Annotated in this window: 18 protein-coding genes and 1 pseudogene; 5 read left to right on the top strand and 14 right to left on the bottom strand. The window is 71.0% G+C overall.

Going from position 1 to position 20,031, the window contains the following annotated elements; genetic code table 11:
- Positions 1-203 precede the first annotated feature (203 nt).
- A complete protein-coding gene (locus tag AVKW3434_RS09350; RefSeq protein ID WP_284405617.1) occupies positions 204-2,804 on the top strand; it encodes an ATP-binding protein in 2,601 nt (866 codons plus the stop codon).
- A 27-nt stretch (positions 2,805-2,831) separates the two neighbouring features.
- On the opposite strand, the gene AVKW3434_RS09355 is transcribed toward AVKW3434_RS09350, so the two are convergent.
- The 3 genes from AVKW3434_RS09355 to AVKW3434_RS09365 all read right to left on the bottom strand — a co-directional run bounded on the left by AVKW3434_RS09355 (position 2,832) and on the right by AVKW3434_RS09365 (position 5,586).
- The gene (locus tag AVKW3434_RS09355) at positions 2,832-3,677 is read right to left on the bottom strand and encodes a hypothetical protein (protein WP_284405618.1); all 846 of its coding nucleotides are present in this window, start codon (positions 3,675-3,677) and stop codon (positions 2,832-2,834) included.
- Between the two features lie 187 nt (positions 3,678-3,864).
- Positions 3,865-4,425 (bottom strand): hypothetical protein, encoded by a 561-nt coding sequence (locus AVKW3434_RS09360; protein WP_284405619.1) that lies wholly within the window; start codon positions 4,423-4,425, stop codon positions 3,865-3,867.
- A gap of 135 nt (positions 4,426-4,560) precedes the next feature.
- A complete protein-coding gene (locus tag AVKW3434_RS09365; RefSeq protein ID WP_284405620.1) occupies positions 4,561-5,586 on the bottom strand; it encodes a phosphatidylinositol-specific phospholipase C in 1,026 nt (341 codons plus the stop codon).
- 171 nt (positions 5,587-5,757) lie between these two features.
- Between AVKW3434_RS09365 and AVKW3434_RS09370 the strand changes: the two genes are divergently transcribed.
- Positions 5,758-6,465 carry a response regulator transcription factor gene (locus AVKW3434_RS09370; RefSeq protein ID WP_284405621.1) on the top strand — a complete coding sequence of 236 codons (708 nt, stop codon included), beginning with the start codon at positions 5,758-5,760 and terminating at the stop codon, positions 6,463-6,465.
- Positions 6,465-8,447 (top strand): ATP-binding protein, encoded by a 1,983-nt coding sequence (locus AVKW3434_RS09375; protein ID WP_284405622.1) that lies wholly within the window; start codon positions 6,465-6,467, stop codon positions 8,445-8,447. Before AVKW3434_RS09370 ends, AVKW3434_RS09375 begins: the two co-directional genes overlap by 1 nt.
- Before the next feature lie 4 nt (positions 8,448-8,451).
- On the opposite strand, the gene AVKW3434_RS09380 is transcribed toward AVKW3434_RS09375, so the two are convergent.
- The 5 genes from AVKW3434_RS09380 to AVKW3434_RS09400 all read right to left on the bottom strand — a co-directional run bounded on the left by AVKW3434_RS09380 (position 8,452) and on the right by AVKW3434_RS09400 (position 12,443).
- Positions 8,452-10,365 (bottom strand): B12-binding domain-containing radical SAM protein, encoded by a 1,914-nt coding sequence (locus AVKW3434_RS09380; RefSeq protein WP_284405623.1) that lies wholly within the window; start codon positions 10,363-10,365, stop codon positions 8,452-8,454.
- Positions 10,366-10,450: 85 nt separating this feature from the next.
- Positions 10,451-11,017 (bottom strand): GNAT family N-acetyltransferase, encoded by a 567-nt coding sequence (locus AVKW3434_RS09385; RefSeq protein WP_284405624.1) that lies wholly within the window; start codon positions 11,015-11,017, stop codon positions 10,451-10,453.
- Entirely contained in the window at positions 11,014-11,292 is a 279-nt protein-coding gene (locus AVKW3434_RS09390) for a DUF2164 domain-containing protein (RefSeq protein ID WP_272566177.1), read from the bottom strand. The genes AVKW3434_RS09385 and AVKW3434_RS09390 overlap by 4 nt, the downstream gene beginning before the upstream one ends.
- Positions 11,293-11,391: 99 nt before the next feature.
- On the bottom strand, positions 11,392-11,805 hold the full coding sequence (locus AVKW3434_RS09395; protein ID WP_284405625.1) for an ACT domain-containing protein: 414 nt from the start codon (positions 11,803-11,805) through the stop codon (positions 11,392-11,394).
- On the bottom strand, positions 11,802-12,443 hold the full coding sequence (locus AVKW3434_RS09400; RefSeq protein ID WP_284405626.1) for a LysE/ArgO family amino acid transporter: 642 nt from the start codon (positions 12,441-12,443) through the stop codon (positions 11,802-11,804). Before AVKW3434_RS09400 ends, AVKW3434_RS09395 begins: the two co-directional genes overlap by 4 nt.
- 95 nt (positions 12,444-12,538) lie before the next feature.
- On the opposite strand from AVKW3434_RS09400, the pseudogene AVKW3434_RS09405 reads away from it, so the two are divergent.
- A pseudogene (locus AVKW3434_RS09405) lies at positions 12,539-13,434 on the top strand (LysR family transcriptional regulator ArgP).
- Positions 13,435-13,453: 19 nt separating this feature from the next.
- Here the strand turns inward: AVKW3434_RS09405 and AVKW3434_RS09410 are convergent.
- A complete protein-coding gene (locus AVKW3434_RS09410) occupies positions 13,454-14,098 on the bottom strand; it encodes a TetR/AcrR family transcriptional regulator (RefSeq protein WP_284405627.1) in 645 nt (214 codons plus the stop codon).
- A gap of 147 nt (positions 14,099-14,245) precedes the next feature.
- Between AVKW3434_RS09410 and AVKW3434_RS09415 the strand changes: the two genes are divergently transcribed.
- Positions 14,246-15,283 (top strand): MBL fold metallo-hydrolase, encoded by a 1,038-nt coding sequence (locus tag AVKW3434_RS09415; RefSeq protein ID WP_284405628.1) that lies wholly within the window; start codon positions 14,246-14,248, stop codon positions 15,281-15,283.
- Positions 15,284-15,308: 25 nt separating this feature from the next.
- On the opposite strand, the gene AVKW3434_RS09420 is transcribed toward AVKW3434_RS09415, so the two are convergent.
- From AVKW3434_RS09420 to AVKW3434_RS09440, 5 genes are all read right to left on the bottom strand, one after another.
- Positions 15,309-15,863 carry a gamma carbonic anhydrase family protein gene (locus tag AVKW3434_RS09420; RefSeq protein ID WP_284405629.1) on the bottom strand — a complete coding sequence of 185 codons (555 nt, stop codon included), beginning with the start codon at positions 15,861-15,863 and terminating at the stop codon, positions 15,309-15,311.
- Between the two features lie 82 nt (positions 15,864-15,945).
- On the bottom strand, positions 15,946-17,214 hold the full coding sequence (locus AVKW3434_RS09425; RefSeq protein WP_284405630.1) for a PDDEXK-like family protein: 1,269 nt from the start codon (positions 17,212-17,214) through the stop codon (positions 15,946-15,948).
- 35 nt (positions 17,215-17,249) lie between these two features.
- Positions 17,250-18,548, bottom strand: a complete 1,299-nt coding sequence (gene ubiM / locus AVKW3434_RS09430; RefSeq protein WP_284405631.1) for a 5-demethoxyubiquinol-8 5-hydroxylase UbiM — start codon at positions 18,546-18,548, stop codon at positions 17,250-17,252.
- Between the two features lie 240 nt (positions 18,549-18,788).
- The gene (locus AVKW3434_RS09435) at positions 18,789-19,367 is read right to left on the bottom strand and encodes a GNAT family N-acetyltransferase (RefSeq protein ID WP_284405632.1); all 579 of its coding nucleotides are present in this window, start codon (positions 19,365-19,367) and stop codon (positions 18,789-18,791) included.
- A complete protein-coding gene (locus AVKW3434_RS09440; protein ID WP_284397041.1) occupies positions 19,364-19,975 on the bottom strand; it encodes a helix-turn-helix domain-containing protein in 612 nt (203 codons plus the stop codon). Before AVKW3434_RS09440 ends, AVKW3434_RS09435 begins: the two co-directional genes overlap by 4 nt.
- Positions 19,976-20,031 lie beyond the last annotated feature (56 nt).

Consider the following 20,031-nt stretch of genomic DNA (forward strand, 5'->3'; position numbering starts at 1 on the left):
AACCCCGCCACCAGGGCTGGATCTTCTTTTTTCGGTGCGGCATGGATAACCCCATTGAAAATGCCGGTCACCGCAATAAACACTAGGGCATTACGCTATGAATTCAGGAGCAAATCAACGAGAAGGAGCGTTCGCATGACGGGTCGCAATCCGGCCCCGCCGGGCATGGGGCGGGTCGCTTTCGATCGATAGGAAACCGTGCCATGTCCAGCGGCGTCCCCACCCACCCCCCTTCGTTTCTCGCCTCCGGCGGCGAGATGGCGCAGCGCATCGCCCGCCATGACTGGGCCGCCACGCCCCTCGGCCCCCTGGCCGCCTGGCCGGCCTACATGCAATGGGCCATTTCCACCATGCTGCACGCCGCCGTGCCCATGGCCACGCTGTGGGGCCAGTCCGGCGTGCTGCTCTACAACGACGCCTATGCGGCCTTCTCGGGCCAGCGCCATCCGCAGCTGCTGGGCTGCAACATCGGCGACGCCTGGCCCGAGGCGGCGCAGTTCAACCGCCACGTCGTGAACACCGTCCTGGCCGGCGGCACCCTGAGCTACCGCGACCAGCCGTTCGTGCTGAACCTCAACGGGCGTGCCGAGCCGGTGTGGATCAACCTCGACTACTCGCCGCTGCTCGACGGGACCGGGCAGCCCGCGGGCGTGCTCGCGCTGGTGGTGGACACCACCGCCAAGGTCCAGGCCGAGCGGCAGCTCAAGGGCGAGCAGGAGCGTTTCGCCCAGCTGTTCGAGCAGTCGCCCAGCTTCATGGCCATGCTGGAAGGGCCCGAGCACCGCATCGTGCTGGCCAACCCCGGCTACCTGCGGCTCGTGGGCAACCGCCCGCTGCTGGGCCTGACCGTGGCGCAGGCGCTGCCGGACGCGGCCACGCAGGGCTATGTCGAGCTGCTGGACCGGGTCTATGGCAGCGGAGAGGCCCTCACGGCGCATGCCGCCCGCTACGTCCGCCAGGCCGAGCCTGGCGGGCCGGAGCACGAGCTGTACGTGGACTTCGTTTTCCAGCCGATCCGCGATGCCGCGGGCGCGGTGACCGGCATCTTCGTGGAGGGCGTGGACATCACCGAGCGCATGGCGGCCGAGGCGCGGCGCGAGGCGCTGGCGCGGTTTTCCGACCAGTTGCGGTCGCTGGACAGCGTGGACGCCGTCTGCCTGGCCGCGGCCGAAACCCTGGGCCGCACCCTGAAGGTCAGCCGCGCGGGCTATGGCGCGGTGGATGCCGCCGCGCAGGCCGTGCACGTTCACCACGACTGGATGGCGCCCGGCTGCGATCCGCTCGCGCCGGTGCTGCACCTGCCCGATTTCGGCGGCTTCCTGGACGACCTGGCGCGCGACGAATCCGTGTGCGTGGCCGACGTGCGCGGCGACGCCCGCACCCGCGATCGGGCCCCGGCGCTGGAGGGCCTGTGCGCCCGCGCCTTCATGAACATGCCGGTGGTGGAACACGGCCAGCTGGTGGCCATGCTGTTCGCCCACCACGAGCACGTGCGCGAGTGGACGGGCGAGGAGATCGCCTTCATGCGCGAAGTGGCCGCCCGCACGCGCACCGCCGCCGAGCGCGCGCGCACCGAGGCCCAGCTGCGCGAGGTCAACGAGTCGCTGGAGCAGGCGGTGGCGCAGCGCACCCACGAGCTGATGGAGGTCGAGGCCAAGTACCGCCAGGCGCAGAAGATGGAGGCCATCGGCCAACTGACCGGCGGCATCGCGCACGACTTCAACAACCTGCTGGGCGCCATGAGCGCCAGCCTGCAGGTGCTGGAAAAGCGCATCGCGCTGCACAAGTTCGACAACGCCGAGCGCTACATCGGCATGGCGCAGGGCTCGGTGCGCCGCGCCGCGTCCCTCACCCAGCGCCTGCTGGCCTTCTCGCGCCGCCAGACGCTGGACCCTAAGCCGGTGGACGTCAACCGGCTCATCGGCAGCATCGAGGAGATGGTGCGCCGCACGGTGGGCCCGGGCGTGGAGGTGGAGGTCGTCGGCGCGGGGGGGCTGTGGCTCACCCGGGTCGATCCGTCGCAGCTGGAGAACGCGGTGCTCAACCTGTGCATCAACGCGCGCGACGCCATGTCGCCGCACGGCGGGCGGCTGACCATCGAGACCGCCAACAAGTGGCTGGACGACCGCGCCGCCACCGAGCGCGAGCTGGCGCCGGGTCAGTACATCTCGGTGTGCGTGACCGACACCGGCGCGGGCATGGCGCCCGACGTGGCCGCCCGCGCGTTCGACCCCTTCTTCACCACCAAGCCCATGGGGCAGGGCACGGGCCTGGGCCTGTCGATGGTGTACGGCTTCGTGCGCCAGTCGGGCGGGCAGGTGCGCATCTACTCGGTGCCCGGCGAGGGCACCACCATGTGCCTGTACCTGCCGCGCTACCTGGGCGACGCCGATGCCGAGGTGCCCGAGCTGCCGGCCATGGACGACCACCGCGGCGAGGGCGAGGTGGTGCTGGTCATCGAGGACGAGTCCATCATCCGGGGGCTCATCGCCGAAGAGCTGGAAAACCTGGGCTACCGGGTCGTCTCGGTGGGCGACGGGCCGGCGGGCCTGCACGTGCTGCAGTCCGGGCGCCGCGTGGACCTGCTGCTCACCGACGTGGGGCTCCCCGGCGGCCTCAACGGCCGCCAGGTGGCCGACGCTGCCCGCGTCACGCGCCCCGGCCTCAAGGTGCTGTTCATCACCGGCTATGCCGAGAATGCGGCCGTGGGCAACGGCCTGCTGGAATACGGCATGGAGGTGATCACCAAGCCCTTCGACGTGGGCGCGCTGGCCGCCAAGGTGCGGGAGATGATCGAGCGCTGAGGGGCACGCGCCCCGTGCGCTTTTGGTTCAGGGGCGGACCCGCTGGGTGGCGTGCGTGAAGAACGTGTTGCCGCCCGAGGTCTTGAACTCGCTGAACTCGCGCGACGGCGCCCCCGAGCCGGCGGTGCGCCAGCCGAAGAGCCCGGTCGGGCTGGGGTCGGGCGCAAGGCCCTCCGTCGCCACCTCGAGCGCCGCGTTGTAGAAGGCCGTGTACTGGGCGTTCCAGCGCAGGTTGGTGGCGTCGTTGACGAGTGCCAGCACCCCGTTGATCACCTTTTCCTGGCCCCCGCCCAGCCGGGGATACTGGTCGAATCCCTTGAACTGCACGCCGTGGGCGCTGGCACGCACGATGTCCGTCAGGCTGCGCGCATTGGGGGCGCCGAAGTCCTGCGGCTTGCCCGAAGCGAGCCGGTTGTGGAGCACGCGCCGCATCATGCGCATGCCCTGCTTGGCGTCCTCGATGTCCTTCACGCCGGTGTCGCGCCACGTCTGTGGCGCCGGGGCCTCGGCCAGGAACAGGCGCATCAGCATGCCGGCCTCGGAGGCGGCATCGGGCAGCGACACCGGCTTTCGGATCGTGATGCTGACCAGCGGCGGGGTGATCGTCAGCAGCGGCGCGCCCGCGCCCTGCTGCACCTGGATGGCCAGCTTGGCATTGCCCTCGCGCAGGGCCGTGACCACGAAGGCCCACGAGTCGGCGCGGCTGTTGTGGGTGCTGCTCACCTCCAGCAGGTTCGGGATGTCGCTCACGGCGACGAGCTTCTGGCGCTTGTCGATGGCCTCGAGCTTGACGCGCAGCTTGTTGCCCACCACCAGGGTCAATACGCTGGGCACCGGGTCGTTGTAGGCGAACTTCAGGAGGGCATTGGGCATGGCAAAGGGCTCGGATCGGAAGAGAGAGAAATAAAGGAAAAAGGGGGCTGCGGCAGACCCGCAGGCAGGTGCCTCGGGCCTCCACACGGAATGCGCCGCGAAGTGGCAAGAGGGACGAGAAAAGGGAAGAGGGAACGGGGCAGGGCCGAGACGCCTGGAAGGCGCCCAGGGCGGCCTCAGTGCAGCGTCATGGCGGCGGCGGGCGGAACGCCGGCACGCGCACCGCGGTGCCGATGCGCCGGCACTGGCCCTGGACGCGCTCCACCCAGGCGCGGCTCACGAGGAAGGTGCTGGACCCCACGGCCTCGTCGGTGGGCACCACGTCGGTCCGCAGGTTCACCGATTTGCCATTCGCCAGCGCCGCGCCGCGCTCGGCCGGGTCGTCGTCCTGTGCGGGGTTCGGGGCCCCCGGCGGCATCGGAGGCGGCACCCGCAGCCGGTAGATGTGTGATCCGGTGGTCCAGACCATCCACACCAGCGCAAAGCCTTCCGGATCGGCCTTGGACGGCGGAAACGCTTGCTGCACGAAGCAAAACGATTGGGGCCGCCGCGTCTGCCGCAGTTCCGTCAGGAACGCGCGGAGCATGGCCGGGCTGGCGATGTGTTCCGGGGCCGGGGTCGAGAAGGCCGGGTCGGCCGCCACGGGCTGCGGGCGGCCCGCGTCGGCCCAGGCGCCGGGCGCCAGGGCCGCCAGGGCCGCCAGGACCCAGGCGTATAGCCTCGGGCGCGCCTTAGGAAACAGGGACAAAACAGGGCGCAGCCGGGATACGTGCATGGGGCAGGAGGGAAAGCCGGGACCGGCGTAGTGTACGCAGGCGCCTGCCCCCCGCCATGGCGCGGCGGCCAAGGCGAGGGCCCTGTGGCAGACCCTGCGGCGGGGGCGTCAGCCGTTGGTGGCGATCACCGCGCTGATGAGGCCGGGGCCGGGGAAGTCGGCCATGACCATGCCCACCCGCCCGTGCAGTTCCCCACCTGGGCCCATGCGGGGGTACAGGAGCTGGTTCGTCCCGTCGAAGGCGATCGAGCAGATGCCGATGAAGCAGTTGACGCGGGGAAAGTCGGGCCAACTGTTCTTCCAGCCCGGGGTGGTCCGCCCCGTCATGAGCAGGGGGGCGTTGGTCTGGGGGCTCGACGCCCCGCTGGCGACGAAATAGGGAAACGAGCCGGACGCGGCGCTCAGGTAGTTGATATAGGCCTGGTCGCGGCTTCCGGCGATCGCCGCGCGGGCATGTGCCTTGACTTTTTCCCACTTGTCGTACAGGTCCCAGTTGGTGCCCAGCTTCCACTCGTCCTGGATGCTGAACGCGCCGGGGTACGCGATGCCGTACTGGTGCGTCGCGGTGAAGTTCTGCAGCACCACGATCTTGCCGCGCAGGTCCTTGAGCACGGGGTTGCCGCCGGTGCCGTCCGCGGGCGGCTGCCAGAAGGCGGCCTGGTTGGGTTGGTAGTAGCGGTTCTTGAACGTTTCCTCGAAGGTCTCGGTGTTGCCGCCGCCGTCGCCCTCCTGCTTGATCCGCATGAACACGGTTTCCGACGGGTGGGTCTTCAGGAAGTCGATCACGGTGGCGAGCACGTCGGAGAAGTACGCGTACTGGAACTGGATGCCGTGGTAGATCGGCAGTTCGTCCTTGGTGTGGTTGCACCGGATGTCCAGCACGCGGATGCCGGATTTGAGTTGGTTCGCCAGCGGCATCGACTGCGTCTGGGTGATGTCGCCGCCATAGAACGACATGGTGTCGTGCGTGCCGGGCAGGGACAGCTCGCTGAGCCTGCGCCCGTCCGGCAGGTGCGCCATCCAGTCGGTGTTGCTGGTCTTTATTTCCGAATCATGTGAATATCCCTGCCGGCTGGCCGCCAGCTCGCCCGTGGGCACGTGGATCGCCGCGCATTGCATGAGCACCTGAGTCATCGTTCACCTCCTAAAAATGCATGTTTGTGAAAAATCGGTTGCCGGGCGGGTGGTGCCGCCCACCTGTAGCAGCCGGCACCCCCGACCCGCAAGACTAGAGAGGCAGTGCCTCGCGCGCATCCCTGATATCGGGGATGCGTGCTGTTTTTCCTGCGTGCGGCGCCCCTGCCGATGAGCGCGCCCGCACCGCCGGCCGTGGCCGCCGTGCTGCTGGTGGAGGACGACCCCGCCTGCGCGCGGCGCCTGGCCCGCCTGCTCGGGCAGGTCCATCCCGGGGCCTCGGTGGCGCACGCCGGCAGCCTGGCCCAGGCCGGCGCGTTGTGGCCCGCGCGGGGCTTCGATCTGGCGCTGGTGGACCTGCACCTGCCCGATGGTTCGGGACTGGCGCTGCTGGAGGCGTTTTCGCGGGCCCGACCGCCACTGGAGGCCGTGGTGGTCTCCGCCTGGGGGCACACCGACACCATCGTCGCGGCCATCCAGGCCGGCGCGCGGGGCTACCTGCTCAAGAGCGCCGAAGACGATGAACTGGTGCGCGCGCTGGCCTGCATGCGGGCCGGGGGGGCGCCTATCGACCCGCTGGTCGCCGCGCGCATCCTCGCCCTGCTGGCCTCGGCCCCCGGCCAATGCGCCAGCACCGCGCCGCCAACCCCTGGCGCCGGCAGCGGCGCTGCCGACGGGGTGCTGCGCGTGGCGCTGTCGGCGCGCGAGTTGCAGGTGCTGCACCAGGTGGCGCTCGGGGACACCAACCGCGAGATCGCGCACACCCTGGGCCTGTCCGTGCACACCTTGGAATGCCACACCCGCAGCATCTACCGCAAGCTGGTGGTGCGCACCCGCACGGAGGCCGTGGTCCTGGCACAGGCGCAAGGCTGGCTCTAGTGGAGCGCAGGGCGTCGCGTGGTGCCTCGCTGGCACTGGCTGCCCTGCTCGCCCTGGGTGCGGTGGCCCTGCTGGTGAGCGCCTTGCTGCCATCCCCGCGGGCCTGGGGGGCGGGCGATCTCCTGGCCTTCACCGCCGTGGAGTCGGTGCGCGGCGAGCCGCTGGAGGCCATGGCGCCCCAGGCGCCCGCCGTGGCCGTGCCGCCCGCGCACGGCTGGGTGCCCGTCACCTTGCCCGATGCCTGGAGCGACCGCTGGCCCGCGCACGACGGCGTGGTGTGGTACCGCCTGCGCTTCACGCTGCCGCCCGACATCCCCGCGGACCGGGAGTTCGCACTCGCCCTGGACGCGATGAACATGGCTGGCGCGGTGTGGCTCGACGGCCAGTTGCTGTGGCGCGACGAGCTCCTGGCCGAACCCGGCTTGACCCGGGCCTGGAACCAGCCGCGCTTCGTGCGCCTGGGCGCGCTGCGGGCGCCGGGGCCGGGCCGTGCGCAGGCCGGGGTCGAGCACACGCTGCTGGTCCGAATCACCGGCTACGCGCCCTATGTGGGCGGCCTGAGCGAGGTGTGGCTGGGGGCCGCGGACCCGGTGCAGCGCCTGCATGCCCAGGCGCAATGGTGGCGCGTGGGCCTGCAGCAGGTGAGCCTGGGGGTCAACGTGGCCATGGCGCTGCTGTTTCTCATGCTGTGGATCTGCTGGCCGCGCGAGCGGCTGTACGGATGGTTCGCGCTCACGGCGCTGGCGTGGTCCGCGGGCTGCTACAACCAGGTGGCCACGGGCGTGTGGCCGCTGCGCACCGTGCCGCAATGGCAGTTCGCGATGGCCGCGCTGCTGCTGCTGTTCGCCGGCAGCTACCTGGTCTTCGTCTTCCGCTTCGCCGGCCGGCGCCATGTCCGCTGCGAGGCCGCCCTGGCCTGCACCCTGGGCGCGGCCGTCCTCGCCGGCATCCTGGCCATGGGCCGGTATCCGCAGGCGCTGCCGGCCGTGCGGATGGCGACGTTGCTGGCCGGGCTGCTGCTGTTCATGCTGGCGGTGGCCTATGTGCTGCAGCACGCCCTGCGCACGCGCAGCCCCTCCAGCATCGCGCTGGCGCTGGCCGTGGTGATCGCGCTGGCCGGCGGGCTGCACGACATGGCGGCCCTTCTCGCGTGGATCGACGACACGCGATATTACGCGGTGGTCTGTTCCACCTTCTCGCTCGTGAGCATGGCGTTCCTGCTGGCGTGGCGGCTGCGCAGCGCGTTCGAGCGCGAGGCTTACTTCAATGCGGAACTGCGCGAGAAGGTGGAGGGCGCGCGCGCCGAGCTGACCGCGGCGCTGGCCCGGCAGCGCGCCCTGGAACTGGCCAACGCCCGCCAGGCCGAGCGCATCGGCATGGTGCGCGACCTGCACGACGGCCTGGGCGGCACGCTGGTCCATGCGGCGGCCTGCTGGGGCGAGGCGCCGCAGGTGCCGGTACCCGCGCCGCAGGCGCTCGCGGTGCTGGCCCAGATCAGCGACGACCTGCGGCTGATCATCGACACCACGGCCCATGTGCCGCAAGGGGATCTGCAGGCCCTGCTGGCCGCCCCCCGGCGCCGCCTGATGTCGCGCCTGCAGGCCGCGGGCATCGATGCCCGCTGGCATGCCGAGGGCCTGGACGGGGTGCGGCTGGAGGGGGCGCGTGCGCTGAACCTGCTGCGGCTCCTGCAGGAGGCGGTGACCAATGCCATCCGGCACAGCGGAGCGCGCCGCGTCGGCATATCGGTGCTGCGCCGGGGGCCGTGCCTGCAGGTCTGCGTGCAGGACGACGGCCGGGGTTTCGATGCCACGCGGGCCGGCGCGCAGGGGATGGGACTGGCGAACATGCGGCAGCGCGCGATCGCCCTGGAGGCGGTGCTGCAGCTCGAAACCGCCCCGGGCCAGGGGTGCCGGGTGGCCGTCGACGTGGCATGGCAGGCCGCCGATCCGCCAGTTCCCCCGGTCCCTTCGGGCGATTGACTTTTCAGTGCGCGCGGCTGGCGAGCGCCCGCTCGATGCGGTGCCGCGCCACGGTGGTCTTGGGCACCTTGAACGGGAACCAGGCGCGCACGTCCTCGTCCAGCCCGATGCCGTGCATGTAGTTGTAGATCGCCTTCTTCAGCGCGCCGCCCAGCGCGTCGTGGTCCACGCCCGTGGGGTCGATGAAGGCCACGTCGTTCTTGGCGAAGCCGCCCGGCGGCAGCGGCGCGAGCGTGACGCCGTACTCCCCGGGGTTCTTGCCCACGGGCGAGTGCACGGTGCAGGCGAAGCGGTGGAAGAACCCGCTCTGGATGCAGCCGTTGGCGAACAGCTGGCGCACGTATTCGAGCGCATCCACGGTGTCCTGCACCGTCTGGGTCGGAAAGCCGTACATCAGGTAGGCGTGCACGAGGATGCCGGCATCGGTGAAGGCCCGCGTCACGCGCGCCACCTGGTCCACCGACACGCCCTTCTTCATGAGCTGCAGCAGCCGGTCCGAGGCCACCTCCAGCCCGCCCGAGATCGCGATGCAGCCGGAGTCGGCCATCAGCTCGGCCAGATCGGGCGTGAAGGTCTTCTCGAACCGCACGTTGCCCCACCACGAGATGCCGGCGTTGCGTTCGATCAGCTCGGTGGCCAGCGCCTTGAGGGCCTTCGGCGGGGCGGCCTCGTCCACGAAGTGAAAGCCGGTCTGCCCGGTCTCGCGCACGATCTGCTCGATGCGGTCGGCCAGCACGGCGGCGCTTGCGCCCTCGTAGCGGCTGATGTAGTCCAGGCTCACGTCGCAGAAGCTGCACTTCTTCCAGTAGCAGCCGTGGGCCACGGTGAGCTTGTTCCAGCGCCCGTCGCTCCACAGCCGGTGCATGGGGTTGAGCATGTCCAGCAGCGAGAGGTAGCGGTCCAGCGGCAGGCCGTCCCAGGTGGGCGTGCCCACCTCGGCGAAGGCGATGTCGGCCTCCATCATGTTCACGTACTGCACGGCGCCGTCGTCGCCCCGCACGAAGGTGCGCACCAGTCGCTGGCGGCCGCGCTGGCCCTGCACGTGCTCCAGCAGCGCGAGCAGCGGGCGCTCGCCCGCGTCCAGCGTGACGTAGTCGAAATGGTCGAACACGCGGGGCTCGGCCAGCTCGCGCAGCTCGGTGTTCACGAAGCCGCCGCCCAGCACCGTGGCGATGTGCGGGTAGCGCGCCTTGATGGCCTGCGCGATGCGAAAGGCCGCGTACACCGAGCCGGGGAAAGGCACGGACAGCAGCACCACGTCGGGCGTGTGCCGCGCGATGGCCTCGTGCGTGAGCGCCTCGAGCATTTCGTCCACCAGCGTGGGCGGCGCGGCCAGCGCGTCGGCCAGCGGGTCGAAGGTGGGCTGGCTGCCGGCCAGCGACTCGGCATAGCGCACGAACTCGAAGCGCTCGTCCACCGCATCGCGCAATACGTCGGCCAGGTCGTTCAGGTACAGCGTGGCGATGTGCTTGGCCTTGTCGTGCAGGCCCAGGGCGCCGAAGGCCCAGCCCAGCGGGTCGCCGCCCTCGTCGTCCACATAGACGTCGAGCGAGGCGAAGCGCGGGCCCTCGGGCAGGTAGTGGCGCCCGGCGATGCGGTGCGCGAGCGTCGAGTCGCGTCCCTGCAGGAACGCGATGGCCGGCGCCACCGTGGCGAGGTAGCGGTCCTGCTGTGCGGCGAAGGACTGGACCGCCGGGCTGCGCTGCGCCTCGGGCAGGGCCTGCACCCGCGCGGCCACGGCCTGCAGGCCCTCGGGCGAGAGCAGGCGCAGCACCAGGGCCAGCGCCAGGTCTTCCTGGAACGCGGTGACGCCGCGCGAGCGCAGAAAGCCCGTCAGGTAGGCGCTGGAGGGGTAGGGCGTGTTCAGCTGCGTCATCGGCGGGATGACGGCCAGCACGCGGGGGGTCGAGGCGGACATGGGTGTGGGGCAGGGCGGCCGCGCAAAAGGCGGGGGGCAGCAAAGCGCGGCGGAAGGCGGGCGAGGGCCGATTATCCCGCCGGGCTCAGGCCGGCGCGCCGCGTGGGGGCTTCGGCCGCCCGGACACGGGCAGTGCGCCCGCCTGCCAGGCGAAGCGGAACGTGGGCACCCGCGTGCCGCCGGGCGCGTCCCACTGGTCGGCCTGCACGTTCGCGGCCCCGTGGGCGGCATAGAAGCGCTGCGCCTGCAGGTTGCTCTGCAGCACCCAGAGATACAGCCCCGCATCGGCGCAGGCCGCGGCGCAGTGGTCCGCCACGGCGGCGAGCAGCTGCGCGCCGATGCCCGTCCCGTGCGCCTGCGCGCTCACGTGGATGTTGTCCAGCAGGCTGCCCCACACCGGGTCTTCGCCCGGGTAGGCGCAGACGAAGCCGAGCAGGCGGTCGCCTTCGGCGGCCACGATCACGTGCTGCCCTGCGGGCGGCTGCGGTGATTGAAGCCGCTGTGTCCAGAGCGCCAGCCGGTCGACCTCCACGTCGGTGGCGAGGTAGTGCTCGGACAGGGCGCCCCGGTAGGCGAACCGCCAGCTGGCGGTGTGCAGGGCCGCGATGGCCGGGGCGTCGGAGGGTCGGGCGGGGCGCAGCAGCGCGGTCATGGCCGGCCTTTCTTTGCCGCGCGGTCGAACTTCTGCCAGTACCGGAATTCGTCTTCGTGCACCTCGATATCGACTTCGGCCACGCGCTGCTGCAGGCGCTCCTGCACGTCGGCCACGGCCTGGTTGTAGACGCTGGGGCCGATCTCCTCCAGAAAGAAGCCCAGCAGGCCGCTGGCGGCGATGTTGCCGATCTTCTCTTCCATGTTGTCGCGGAAATACCGCTCGATCGAGGCCACGGCCTGCTGGTGGACGTCCTTGGGCAATGCGATGGTCATGCGGGCTCCGGTGGGAAGGGGCCGGCTGCGGGAGGGAAGCAAGCCCCAAGCCGGCGATCCCGCCGATTCTGCCCGCCTTCGGTCCCCGCCCGCGACCTTTCAGCCGGCCGCCGGCACCACCCGGTGGCCCGCGGCGGCCAGCAGCGCGCAGGCGCGTTCTCCGTCCGCCTGCGACACCAGCAGGTGGTCGCCGTCGAAGGTGGAGACCACGAAGATGCCGATGCCGTTCTCCGACAGCGGGCGGATCACCGACAGGACGATGCCTGTCTCGCCGAAGCCGAACGGCCCCACGAAACGGAACGCCATCCAGCCCCGGTCGGCCTGCACGCCGTCCGGCACGCGCGCCTGCAGGCAGGTGATCGACAGCTCCTCGCCGCTGCGCGAGATCGAGACGAACCCCTCGCCATCGGCCCACGGCGGAATGGCCGCCTGCGGTGCGAGCCGGGCGACGGCGTAGAGGGAGGGCAGGGTGGCGAGCGTGATGCTGCGGGTGGCGAGGAGGGGTGCGGTCATGGGGTGGAATGCAGTGGGGTGAAGGCCAGGAACAGAGCGATCGAGAACATGACCGCCGCGATGCCCGCGTCCAGGCAGCGCCAGGCCAGCGGCCGGGCGAACCACGGCGCCAGCCGCCGCGCGCCCAGCCCGAGGGTGAGGAACCACAGGGTGGAGGCCGTGGTGGCGCCCAGCGTGAAGCGCAGCTGCTGGCCCGCCGGCTGCTGGCCGCCCAGCGCTCCCAGCAGCACCACGGTGTCCAGGTACATGTGCGGGTTGAGCAGCGACACGGCCAGTACCGCCGCGAGCGCCTGCCGCGCCGTGGGGCCTGCGCCCGGCGCGCCCAGGCCGGCGGCCAGGGCGCCATCGGGCCGCAACGCGCGGCGCAGCGCCCCCAGGCCGTACCAGGCCAGAAACGCCGCGCCGCCCCAGCGGGCGATCGCCAGCAGCCACGGCTGGCCCTGGATCAGCGCGCCCATGCCGGCCACGCCCGCGGCGATCGCGATCACGTCGATGGCGATGCAGGTGCCCACCGTGAGGGCCACGTGCCGCCCGAGCAGGCCGACGCGCAGCACATGCGCGTTCTGCGCACCGATGGCGATGATCAGGCCGGCCCCGGCGCCGAAACCATGCAGAAAAGGGGTGATGGAAGACCACATCGGCGAATTGTCTGGGGCCGGGGCCGAATCCCATCCTGAATGGGGAAAATATCGATTTGGCTGAAAATTCCTCAGCTTTCAACCCCAAAGGCGCCATGGCACTGGATTCCAAACAATGCGAAGCCTTTCTCGCCGTGGCCGAGGCGGGCAGTTTCGAGCAGGCCGCCGCCGCGCTGCACATCACGCCCTCGGCGGTGTCGCTGCGCGTGCGGGCGCTGGAGACGCGGCTCGGCCAGCCGCTCATCGTGCGCGGGCGGCCCAGCCGCGCCACCCGGGCGGGCCGGCAACTACTGCAGCACCTGCAGCGCGCCCGCGTCATGGAGCACGACCTGCTGGCGGGGCTCTCGGGCGGCGATGGGGAGGCGGATGCGTTCTTCGCCGTCACGCTCGCGATCAACGCCGATTCGCTCGCCACCTGGCTGCTGCCGGCGCTGTCGGGCGTGCTGCAGCGCGAGCGCATCGCCATCGAACTGGTGGTGGACGACCAGGAGCACACGCACGCGCTGCTGGAGGCCGGCCTGGCCCATGCCTGCGTGTCGGCCCAGCCGCATGCCATGCGCGGCTGCACGGCCGAGCCGCTGGGCCGCATGCGCTACCGGCTGGTGGCCTCGCCCGCATTCGCCGCGCAATGGTTCGGGCCGCGCGGCATCACCCGGGCGTCGGCGCGCCGGGCCCCCACGGTGGTGTTCAACCGCAAGGACCCGCTGCAGGCCAACGCGCTGCTCAATGCGTTCGGGCTGCAGGCCAGCGCCTATCCGAGCCATTACGTGCCGGCATCGGAGCCCTTCGTTGCGGCGATCCGGCTGGGGCTGGGCTACGGCATGGTGCCGGAGCTGCAGATCGGCGATGCCATCGAGCGCGGCGAGCTGATCGACGTGCTGCCCGATGCGGCGACGGACGTGGCCCTGTCTGGCACGGCTGGGCGCAGCAGCCGCCCCGGCTGGAGCGGCTCGCCCAGCGGGTGATGCAGGCGGCCCGGGGGCTGCTGTAGCGCGCCGGCCGGCGTCCGCTCACGTGGCGGCGCCCGGCCCGGGCACGGCGTAGAAGCCCAGGAACATGTCCACCGCGTCGTGCAGCACCTGTCGCTGCTGGGCCGCCGTGAGCGGCGGCTGCCCCAGCGCCAGCTGCGGCCAGAAGGCGAAGGCCTTGACCATGCCCTGCAGCTGGTGCGCGGCGTATTGCGGATCGACCCCACCACGCAGGCGGCCGGCCTGCTGCGCCGCGTGGATCCACGCGGGAACGCCTTCTTCCTTCTCCCCCAGGCGCGACACCATGGCCTGCGCGCGGGCCGGGGTGTGCAGCATCTCGGCCATGGCCACGCGCGACAGGTCCATGAACGCCGCATCGCCCAGCAGCGCCATCTTGCGCTCCAGCAGCTCCAGCAACTGCGCGCGCAGGGGCCGCTGCGGATCGTGCCCCGGGGCCGCCAGCGACTGGCTGCGGTCCCACAGCTGCCCGAGGATGGCGGCGAACAGGTCGTCCTTGCTGGGGAAATGGTTGTAGACCGTGCGCTTGGAGACCGCGGCCGCGGCGGCCACCCGGTCCATGCTGGTGCCGGCGAAGCCGTGCTCGCGGAACTCGCCGATCGCCGCCTGGACGATGGCATGGCGCTTGCGGTCGGTCAGGCGGGAGGGCGGCGGAGCGATGGCGGTCATAGGCAAAATTTTACACTGGGCAGTTTACTTTTCTGGATCGAACACTACACTGTGCAGTGCAGTTTTTGCGAAGGCTTTGCTTCCTGCCTCGCCGCATGTTCCGGATTTCCCGGCTGCTTCACTCCCTACATCGCCATGGCTCACCGCATGTCCTCCTGTTCCGAATCGCCGGCCGCTCCGTACGGCCAGTCGCCCCAGTTCGTTGACGGGCGCTTTCGCAACGCGGCGCCCCGGCACCGCCTGGGCGCGCTCAAGACGCTCGGCGTGCTGTGGCGGTTCGCCCTCGGCAAGCCCGCGGACACGGTGCCGGACCGGCCCATCGCCGTCCAGCCCCTGACCACCGCCGCACTGCTGCAGGCGCCGGACGACAGCCTGTGGCGGCTGGGGCATTCGACCCTGCTGCTCAAGCTCGACTGCCGGTTCTGGCTCACCGACCCGGTGTTTTCCGAGCGCGCCTCGCCGGTGCAGTTCCTGGGCCCCAAGCGCTTTCATGCGCCGCCGCTGGCCATCGAAGACCTGCCGCCCATCGCGGGCGTGATCCTCTCGCACGACCATTACGACCACCTGGACCACGCGGCAATCCTGAAACTCGCGCCCAAGGTGGAGCACTTCGTCGCGCCGCTGGGCGTGGGCGACCGGCTCATCGCCTGGGGCGTGCCGGCGGCCAAGGTGCAGCAGTTCGACTGGTGGCAGGGCACGACCCTCGGCGGGCTGCGCCTGGTGGCCACGCCGGCACAGCATTTTTCGGGGCGCAGCCTGGCGGACGGCAACCGCACGCTGTGGGCGTCGTGGGTGCTGATGACGGCGGACACCCGCATCTTCTTCACCGGCGACACGGGCTACTTCAACGGCTTCCAAGCCATCGGCGAGCGCTTCGGCCCGTTCGATCTCACGCTGGTGGAAACCGGCGCCTACAACGCCGACTGGCCCGACGTGCACATGCAGCCCGAGCAGAGCCTGCAGGCCCATCTGGACGTGAAGGGCCGCCACATGATGCCCATCCACAACGGCACGTTCGACCTGTCGCTGCACCCGTGGACCGAGCCCTTCGAGCGCATCACCGCGCTGGCCGCCGCGGCCGGCGTGCCGCTGGTGGCGCCGGCGATGGGCGAGCGGCTGGACATCCGGGCCCCGGCGCCGTCCCGCCAGTGGTGGCGCGAAGCCGCGGTGCCGCCCGCGCGCTGAAGGGGCGCGCCGCGCAGCGAGGGCTTCAGGCCGCCGTCGCGCCTGCCTGCGCCGCCGCGAGGTAGTTGTTCTTCACGCGCACGTAGTGCTCGGCCGAATACCGCAGGTACGCGATCTCCTGCGGTGTCAGCGCCCGCTGCCGCACGGCCGGGCGACCCGTGTAGAGGTAGCCGCTCTCCAGCACCTTGCCGGGCGTGACCAGGCTGCCGGCGCCGAGCATCACGCGGTCGCCCACCACCGCGTCGTCCATCACGATGCTGCCCATGCCGATCAGGCACTCGTCCCCGATGGTGCAGCCGTGCAGGATCACCGAATGGCCCAGCGTGACGTGGCTGCCGATCACGAGCGGCGAGCCGTCCGGCTTGCCCGGATGGCGGTGCGACACGTGGCCCATGGCCAGGTCCTGCACGTTGGAGCATTCGCCCACCACGATGCGGTTCACGTCGCCGCGCAGCACCGCGTTGCACCACACCGAGCTGTCGCGCCCCAGGTGCACATCGCCGATCACCTGGGCCGAAGGGTGGAGGTAGACGCCGGCGTCCAGCGTGGGGGCGGTGTCGAGGTAGGGGGCGAGGGGCATGGGCTATCCAGGGAAATGCGGTGCGTAAATGGTGGCTTGGCGGCCACGGGTCAGGTCAGGCCGCGGGGCGTTGGCGGGAGGCTCATTCAGCAGCCCCGTGGCATCGCGTCGACACGATCGCGCTAGCGTATAGCCGTTCCTTGACCTCTGCCGCGCGGCGCATGGCGGTGCTGGCAAAAGCATGGGCTCCGGCAGGATCGGCGATGGATATCCATGGCTGCATCTGCCGGCTTTCCTGTTCTTGTCCGTCGTAGTCCAGATCGTGTTCCAGATACTGCCACCATGGCCAGTGAATCCAATCTTCCTGCCCATTGGGATAGTGCAGCTTCATCAAGCGCTGAATCTCAGGCCACACCAATGTGTCGCGCTTCGCCAACTCGCCATTCGTGTAGATGCCCCAGTAGAAAGTACCAGCCTCGGTCAGGTCGCTCGTCTCGTACCGAAGTCGCAAATCGCGCAAACCGAGGTCGAATTCAAAGCCGATCCACTCTTCCGACGTCTGCCAATCTTCGTCCCAATGGGCCGCTAAGGCACCGGGCGCCCCCGCCATCATTTGCATCTGCTCGTGAATCTTGCGAAGCAGAGCGCGCTTCATGTGCGGCATCGCTTGGGCAATGCGAATGGACGACGCGATATTCGCTTGGGTAGCCGTCATCGCGTCCACGATTCCCTGCGAGTTTTCCATCGAAGGCTCCCGAATGATTTTCTGTCGGATGAACTGCACGAGGGCGTCCACGAAAAGGCGCACGGTGGGGGCCTGGATGTGCAGGGCGCAGTCTTCCAGCCAGGCGACGATGCCGGGCCAGTTCAGCCAGATGAACCGCCCCCGGTCTTCCATGGCCCGGAGGCTTTTTTCGTCGATGCTGCGGCTGCTGGGGCCGGCGCCGCACAGGTACACCAGCATCCAGGGCCTGCCGAGCGCGGCGCTTTCGAGATGGCGGGCGTAGTTCTGCAACTGCCCGATCTGGTCGGCGGCCCACGGCTTGTTCTCGATGCAGATGCAGCCGCGGTCCAGTTCCAGGTGGATGTCCATGCGGCCGCCGTCGATGGACTTCTCGCGCTGAATCCGGCAGCGCTGGCTGCCGAGCGTCCATGAAGCGTCTGGATGCTCCGCCGAAAGCACCTGCAGAAAGCGGTGCAGGAACAAAGGCCCCTGTCCGTGGCTGCCCGCCGGATCGAGCAGCAGCGCCAGGTACTCCGAAATCGCCATCTCGTTCCTGCGCAGGTATTCCAGCAGGGAGAAGTCCGGGGCCAGTTGCCTGGCGAACTGCTGGGCGGCGATGCGGCGGGCCTGCTGCCGCACCTGCACTTGCTGCAGCAGCGCGTATTCGTTGCGATGGGCCGGGGTCATGTGGCGGGGGACTGGTGGCTGGGGGTTGACCGCGCTCATCGCAGCGGCGTTTGGGCATCCCGCCCGAGCGTACCGGACCGCCACGGACTGCGCCCCGTCAGCTCCCCCACGATGGCCGCCTTCAGCGGTGCCAGCCGCCGGGCGCCCTGCAGCACCACTTGCCGCACGGCGCGGGGCAGGGGGCGCGCGTCGGTGTACAGCCGCACGATGGCGTTGGTGCCTTCGTAGATCGGCCAGGCGCGGCGATGGTGCGCGCGGGCATAGGGCCGCAGCGCGTCGGCGCTGCCGATGTCCTGGCCGCGCTGCCGGGCGTCGGCGAGGGCGCGCGCCAAGCCATCCACCCCAGCCAGACCCAGGTTGTAGCCATGGGCGGTCACCGGGTGCATGCCCACGGCGGCATCGCCCAGCAGCGCGCAGCGGTGGCCGGTGAACCGGTCCGCGTAGGTGGCGACCAGCGGATAGGCGTGGCGCTCGCCCACCAGCGCCATCGCGCCGAGCCGGCCCGCGAACTGGGCCTGCACCTGCGCGGCGAACGTGGCGGCGTCCTGCGCCATCAGGGCCGCCGCTTCGGCCGCGCCGGTGGTGACGACCACGGAGCACTGCGGCGCGCCGTCCGCCGGGTCGTTCGGCAGCGGCAGCACGGCCAGCGTGCGGTCGTGGCCGAAGGCTTCGTGCGCGATGCCGTGGTGGGGCGCTGCGTGGCGCATGCGGCAGACGATGACGGTGCGCCCGAAGTCCGCCATGCGCGCGCCGATGCCCAGTTGCCGGCGCACGGCGGAAAACCGGCTGTCGGCGGCCACGACCAACCGGGCCTGCAGGCGCGTGCGGGGCGCGGCCGGATCGCCTGCATCGCCAGCGGCCGGCATGGTTTCCACCGCGGCATGGTCGGCCGCCACGGACACCTGCGCCACCTGCGCGCCGGCCAGGATGCGCACGCCCGGCCGCTGCGACGCCACGGCGTGGGCGGTGCGGCGCAGCGCGTGGTTGGGCACGATCCAGCCCAGGTGCGTCACCGCCTCGCCGTGCGCCGCCAGGCCCGGGTGCAGCCGCAGCGGCGCGTGCCGCCCCACCGGGCCGTCGTGCACCCGGGCCTCGGCGATGCGGCCGATCTCGTGCGGGGCCAGCAGCGCCCAGGTGCCCAGGCGGCGCAGCGTGTCGCCGCTGGCGTGGGTGAGCGCGATCTCGCGGCCATCCGGAGCGGGATCGGTGAGCGCGGTGGCGGGTTGCCGGTCCAGCACCGTGCTGGTGAAACCGGCCTGGCACAGGGCGATGGCCAGCGAGAGGCCGGCCGGGCCCGCGCCGACGATGAGAACGTCGCAATGCTGCTGGGGCATGGGAGGAAAGACCAAGGAAGGCGAGCGCCCGGCGGGCGCCGGCGGCCATTGTGCGGGCCCCGCCGTGCCCCCGGCTTGCACTGGGTCAAGGGAATGTGGCCGGCTGCACTGGTTGATTTGCTATTGATTTAATAGCTACATGCCCTAGTATCGATTGCCTTTGGGGCCCAAAAGACCCCAATGCCTCGCGGCGGCACCCCGGCGGCACCCCGGCGGGCCATGGGGCCACGGCCCGCTGCGTCACACCGCGCGGTAGAAGAACGTGGTGCCGCACGGCGCGCCGTCGGGCATCAGGGCATAGCCCGGCACCTCGCCCACGCGCTGCCAGCCGGCGCGGGCGTAGAGCCGTTCGGCGTCGCCGCCGGTCACCGTGTCCAGCACCATCAGGGTCTTGCCCTCCTGCCGGGCGACCGCGTCCACGGCGTCCAGCAACTGCCGGGCCACGCCCTGGCGGCGGGCGCGGCGGTGCACCAGCATCTTGGCCACGTCGGCCCGGTGCGGCTGGTTCTCGGGCTGCGCCAGCACGAGCTGCACGGTGCCCAGCACCGCGCCGCTGTCCACCGCTTCGGCGATGAGCAGCGCCCGTTCGCCGCGCGCCACCCCTTCGGCCACGCCGCGCCAGAAATCCACGGCCCTGTCGTGCGCCAGTGGGTGCATGAAGCTCACCGAGGCGCCGCCGGCCACGCAGTCGATCAGCACCTCGGCCAGCGCCGGCACGCAGGCGGCGGCTTCGTTCACGCCCAGGCGGCGCACGGTCACGGCGGGGGCGCCGGCAGGGACTTCGGCAGAGGGCGTAGCGATTGAGGTGGCGGCGGTCATGTCGGGCTCCGGGTCGGGTGGGGTGGAATGGCGGGCAGGGTGGCCAGAGCCACCAGGTAGCGCGCGGGGCTGCGCGTGGGGTTGCGGTATTCGACGGCGCCCTCCAGCCGGTGGGCCAGGCAGTCGCCGGCTTCCAGCCGCCAGACCGTGCCGTCCAGCGCGATGTCCATGCGGCCGTCGATCATCCAGATCTGCTGGTGGATCTCCGCGCCGCGGTCGGCCCGCTCGTAGGCCACGCGCTGGCCCGGCGGAAACACCACGTCCACGAGCTGCAGCGGCGACGCCACCGTGGGCGACACGTTGCGCCGCAGGTAGCCGGAGGCGGGGTCGGTCCACACGGGCTGCTGCGCCACGCGGGCCACGGGCGAGGGCGCGGCGCGGCCTTCGTCCCCCTCGGCCTGGGGCGCATCGAACAGCGAGGCCAGCGCCACGCCCAGGCCGGTGGCCAGCTTGTCCAGCACGGTGGCGGTGGGGCTGCTTTCGCCGCGCTCGATGAGCGAGATGTTGGAGCGGCTCACGCCGCTGCGTTCGGCCAGGGCGTCGAGCGAGAGGCCGCGCGCATCGCGCAGTTCGCGCACGCGGCGGGCCAGGCGGGTATTGATGTCCATGCCTCCAGTTTAATGGAAATGATTCCAGAAAAATGGATGGGCGCCGGATCAAGGCC

Origin of the sequence: Acidovorax sp. SUPP3434 (assembly GCF_030159015.1) — a bacterium.
GTDB lineage: Bacteria > Pseudomonadota > Gammaproteobacteria > Burkholderiales > Burkholderiaceae_C > Paracidovorax.